A 2,517-nucleotide genomic window follows, 5' to 3' on the forward strand; every position below is an offset into this window, starting at 1 on the left:
CTGGAAGAAACGTTACGCGAAGAGTTTTTTGAAAAAATTGAAAAGCTAGAAGATGCATTAATAGAAGCGTTAATTGAGCTGCCACGCTGGAAGCGCGAATCAAAAGAAAAACAGCGTAATCTTAAAAAGTCGACTGCAGAGCAGGCCACAAAACCGCTTTTAAAAGATTTAGAACATAAATATGCAACTCATATTGGTGTACTGCGTTATTTAAAAGATATACGCGTTGAAATTATAGACGCGGTACTTGAGTGGCTCGATGACGAAGACGAAAGCGAAGAAAGCAAAGAAGACTTTGATCGTAAAGGCATGCTTACCGACTTTTTTGCACCTAATATTTTAGTTGAGTTTAAAGAAGACGATGCAGCACCCGTGGTGTACGAGCCCAATCCAACATTTGGTAATATATTTGGTAAAATTGAGTATTCCACATCGCAAGGGTCTTTAATTACCAGTTATCGCTCTATTCAGCCGGGAGCATTGCACCGTGCTAATGGCGGTTATTTAATTATGGATGCTGAAAAGGTAATGGCTAACCCTCAAGTGTGGGATGGTTTAAAACTTTCGCTTAAAACGCATCAAATTAAAAACGACTTACCGTATCAAGATAGCTCAGTAGGTAGTAGTTTTACACTTCGCCCGCAGCTTATACCGCTTGATGTAAAAATTATTTTATTAGGCTCGCGCGAACTGTATTACACCATAGGTGAATACGATGAAGAGTTTGCAGAGTTATTTAGAGTATTAGCTGACTTTGATTACTACTTACCAAGTAGCGATAAATTACAGTACCAATTTATAACTAAAGTTACCGAGTACTGCGAGCAAACATTAAAGTGCACTACCACACAAGCAGCTATGGTGCGTTTACTTAAGTTTAGCTACCGCCAAGCAGAGCATCACAATAAGCTTTCTGCGCGCTTTGCTGATGTACTTGAATTAGTTGCAGAGGCAAGTTACTACGCAAAACAAGATAAATTAACTGTTGTAGATGCGCATCATATTGATGAAGCCATTGAAGGTAAGCAATACCGTACCGGCCAAATTAGTGAAAACATGCTAAGCGATATAAAAGAAGGTCACACACTTATTGCAACCGACGGCCAAGCCATTGGTAAAGTAAATGGTTTAACCGTATTACACATTGGCGATACCTCATTTGGTACCCCTGCGCGTATCACGGCAACGGTTTATGCTGGCGCCGATGGCGTAATAGATGTTGAACGTGAAGCCGAGCTTGGTAAAGCAATTCACTCAAAAGGGGTAATGCTACTTACCGGTTATTTAGGTAATAAATACGCGCAGCACTTTAGCTTAACGCTTAGCGCTAATATCGCTATTGAGCAAAGCTACGGTTATATAGATGGCGATAGTGCATCTTTGGCAGAGTTGTGTGCGCTTATTTCGTCTATTACAAGCCTACCTATTAGCCAATCAATTGCACTGACAGGCTCTATTAACCAACATGGTGATGTACAGGCTATTGGTGGCGTAAACGAAAAAATAGAAGGCTTTTTCAAACTGTGTAAAATGCGTGGCTTAACAGGTTCGCAAGGCGTTATCATTCCTAAATCAAACCAAGTTAACTTAGTGCTTGATGATGAAATACTTAATGCAGTTGAAGCGGGTAAATTTAATATTTACGCAGTTGAAACCGTAGACCAAGCGCTTAACCTGTTAATGGATATAGAAGCTGGCGATATTATTGATGACCAGTATCCAGAAAACTCAGTAAACGGAATTGCGCTTGCTCGCCTTAAAGAAATTGCCGACATAGTTAATGGCGATAACGATGACGAAAAAGACGAAGAACTAGATAACGAAAAAGGTTAATAATGATCAATATAATTTTGGCGGTGGTTATCGCCATTTTTTGTTTTTTAATATTTCAAAATAGTAAAAAAGCAAAACAACAAGCAGGCATAAATGCAAAAATAGGGGCAGATTACTTAGCCGCTAACGCAAAAGTAGAAGGTGTAGTAGAAACAGCTTCTGGCTTGCAGTTCAAAATAGTACACAAAGGTGAGAGTGAAAACACACCAAGCCCAACAAGTATGGTTAACGTGCATTACCACGGCACACTAATCGACGGCACTGTATTTGACAGCTCAGTAGAGCGTAAAACACCGATTAGCTTTGGCTTACACCAAGTGATTAAAGGTTGGACTGAGGGCTTACAACTGATGAGCCCAGGTGATAAATACATTTTTTATGTACCGCACCAATTAGCATACGGCGAAAAACGTGTAGGGAGTATTCCTCCTGCCTCAGTACTTATTTTTGAAGTAGAGCTACTGGCAATTGAGTCTTAGTGATTAAATAACAAGGAAGTAAATTATGAATAAAGATGAATTACTTAAAATAGCCAAAGGTGATATTAACTTTACCTTTCAATCTATTATTTATGCATTAGCGCTATGCTTACTAGTTGCAGCTGTTTTTTTACTAGAGATGAGCGTTAACCTACAAATGGGTTTAATAGTTTGTATTATCGGTGTGTTTGGAATGACTATTTAT

At 39.1% G+C, this 2,517-nt stretch carries 3 protein-coding genes; all 3 read left to right on the forward strand.

What is annotated here, in order from left to right:
• Positions 1–1,833 (forward strand): Lon protease family protein (locus H5072_RS16720; protein ID WP_182694177.1); only part of this gene is annotated, 1,833 nt, incomplete at its 5' end.
• A gap of 2 nt (positions 1,834–1,835) precedes the next feature.
• Positions 1,836–2,312 (forward strand): FKBP-type peptidyl-prolyl cis-trans isomerase, encoded by a 477-nt coding sequence (locus tag H5072_RS16725; RefSeq protein ID WP_182694178.1) that lies wholly within the window; start codon positions 1,836–1,838, stop codon positions 2,310–2,312.
• A gap of 25 nt (positions 2,313–2,337) precedes the next feature.
• A partial coding sequence (locus tag H5072_RS16730) for a hypothetical protein (RefSeq protein ID WP_182694179.1) occupies positions 2,338–2,517 on the forward strand: 180 nt, incomplete at its 3' end.

This window comes from Pseudoalteromonas sp. SR45-5, assembly GCF_014163565.1.
Lineage (GTDB): Bacteria > Pseudomonadota > Gammaproteobacteria > Enterobacterales > Alteromonadaceae > Pseudoalteromonas > Pseudoalteromonas distincta.

What these genes read in the sequence shown, in the direction of transcription:
- H5072_RS16725 (WP_182694178.1), top strand. Translation starts at nt 1,836, where the DNA reads ATGATCAATATAATTTTGGCGGTGGTTATCGCCATTTTTTGTTTTTTA.